The 2,417-nt window shown below is 33.2% G+C and carries 2 protein-coding genes; both read left to right on the top strand.

The features are described 5' to 3' along the window. The first annotated feature begins 408 nt into the window (after nt 1–408). Complete coding sequence (locus ACOI1C_RS22410) at nt 409–1,959, top strand: hypothetical protein (RefSeq protein WP_422512850.1); 1,551 nt, start codon at nt 409–411, stop codon at nt 1,957–1,959. Beyond that, complete coding sequence (locus ACOI1C_RS22405; RefSeq protein ID WP_422512851.1) at nt 1,920–2,384, top strand: MauE/DoxX family redox-associated membrane protein; 465 nt, start codon at nt 1,920–1,922, stop codon at nt 2,382–2,384. The genes ACOI1C_RS22410 and ACOI1C_RS22405 overlap by 40 nt, the downstream gene beginning before the upstream one ends. Nucleotides 2,385–2,417: the final 33 nt, after the last annotated feature.

The following is a 2,417-nucleotide window of genomic DNA, read 5'->3' as shown; positions in this document are numbered from 1 at the left end:
GAGAGACGAGCTGACGAAGAAATTTGAAGCTATTTTTGCCGGACTTTTTGAACACCCTCTTATATAATTTTGTTTAGCTGCTTTAAAAATATCTTCTTTCAACATGTTTCTCTCACACCTTGTTTTAATTTTATTAGCCCCATGAAAGGAAAAAAACACAGGTGAAGTGCGCAAATGCGCAAATGAAAAAAGATCAATCCCTATAAATACTCGTTATTAATTTTAATAGTAAAGTAAAGGATTAAAATTATAAGTAACTTTATATTTTTATCTACTAGTCTAAGTATTTATTAGATATTAGTAGGGAAAATCAAGAAAATAACGGAATATAAGCAAAATTCCATAATTAGAATTGTTTTATAATATGGTTAATAAGAAGATTCAAAAAGTAGAGAGGTGTTTTTCCATTTGAGATTCATTCATGACAATAAACAGATTATTCTTACATTTGTTATACTAACACTTCTGTTAATGATCCCATTAGTTATAACTAATATTTATGAAGAGAGGGACTTGAATCTAGTAGGGTGGAGTCGGAGTGTTGATCCTAACGAAATGGCAATAAATAAGTCAACCTTTTCGAGAGTGGATGATAATGGGGTAAACGTGTATGTAGCAGGAAATGAAAATACAATAAAAAAGCTTACGATTGAACCTACCACTCTGGATGTCAAAGAACAAGCAAACATAGAAGTACCGTCAGACCCTTATTATCCTTACTGGGTTTCACCAGATGATCGCACAGTCATTTATTTATTGAAAAATAAATTGTATCTACTAAAAGATGAAGAAAATCAGATTCTAGATGAAAATGTAGAAGATTTATTCGTAAATGAAAACACGATCTTATATCAAAAAGACAATGAAGTATTTTCACTAAATACGAGTGATTTTTCATCCAGCAAGTTAGGGGCTGGAGATGACCTAATGACACTATCTATTGACCGTCAGTCACCATCCTATATTTCCATGCATGAGTATGGAGAAATTGCTGGTGTTGAATTCATTTATCATAGGTGGGAAGAAGGTCAATATAAGTCCAGTTCTGTTTATATTAAAGATTCCTTTACTTTACCTGTCGCAGAAATTGAATTCAGTGAATTCAATAACAACCTTCACCTCATCTATCAAACCACATCCATAAAGGGTGGTGGGAAGGCGAGAACCAATCACTACCTATCAATACCATTAAATAAGGAAAAATCAGAATTGATGGATACTAAGTTACAAGTATTCACTAAATCACTTACCCAAATTGACACGGTAAGTGAATTCCAATTCTATCAAGTTGATGATCAACTTCGATTACTATTTAGTGGAAAAGGAGAATTAAAACATTCTGTTACCAACACTAATTTATACATAGCTTCCATTCAAGATGAAAGATGGATAGCGAATAGACTAAGTACTCATTATGACCCCGTGATTGAACCTCTTACACTTAGTAAGACTCACTCAACATGGCTTAGTCATGACGGTGATCAATATACGGTTATGGCAGCAAGTACTTCTCCAGATGTTATAAGTGAGAGCAAGAACTTGACGAAAAATGATCTATTACGAGCACTTGAGGACTCTGTAACCTCATTAACAAGTGCATTTATTATGAATCTGTTTGCCATTTTACTCATCATTCCACCTATGATTGTCGTTTTTATAAGCAAATTCTTTGAGGTGGAGAACACAAAAAGGGCAGAAATAGTTGCGAAAGTAGCCTTTTCATTAACAACGTTTCTCTTTGTTCAAAAAACATTAAATGTCAGTTTTTATTCAGAAGCACCTGATTACTTAACTTTCGCAGGAGTAAATATATTCTTGCCGATAGCGATACTGTTCGTTTCACTAGCAGTAGAGAGATATAGCAAAAGAAGGGATTGGGAATTTGAAGGCAGAGTGTTTTATTTTATTGGAATCAGTGTCTGGATTACCTCCTTACTGATTGGACCCTACATTATATAAGGACTTTAAGGAAGTTCGTTTTATCTATCTTATTGATAATTGAATTAGCAATCCCTTTATTATTGATGGGTGGTAATTACCCTTTATTAGGTGGGGGTTTAGTAGGAGTCGTGCTTATTATATATACCATTGGACTATTAAAACAATTGCTATCTAATCAAACTAATATTACGTGTGGGTGTGGAGGGCTTATTGGTAATCACCAGATAAATTGGTATATGGTCTTTAGGAATCTGGCATTAATAAGCCTGACTGTACCTTTCTATATAAACGAAGGGATTGGCTTTAATTTTAAGAATATAGCTGTATATTCTATTCCCTTTTTGGGACTGGTGTTTCACCTGTATATTATTGAATTTTTTACTATCGCTAAAAAGTTAAAGGAGAGATTAAATCATGAATCAGTTTTGGATTATCGCTTATAGCATTCAGTGGATTGTTATTATCATCACTCTTAT

Source organism: Bacillus sp. DJP31 (assembly GCF_049310945.1).
Lineage (GTDB): Bacteria > Bacillota > Bacilli > Bacillales > SA4 > Bacillus_BS.
Note: the sequence above shows the minus strand (reverse complement) of the source record. Positions and strands in the feature narration are given on the sequence as shown.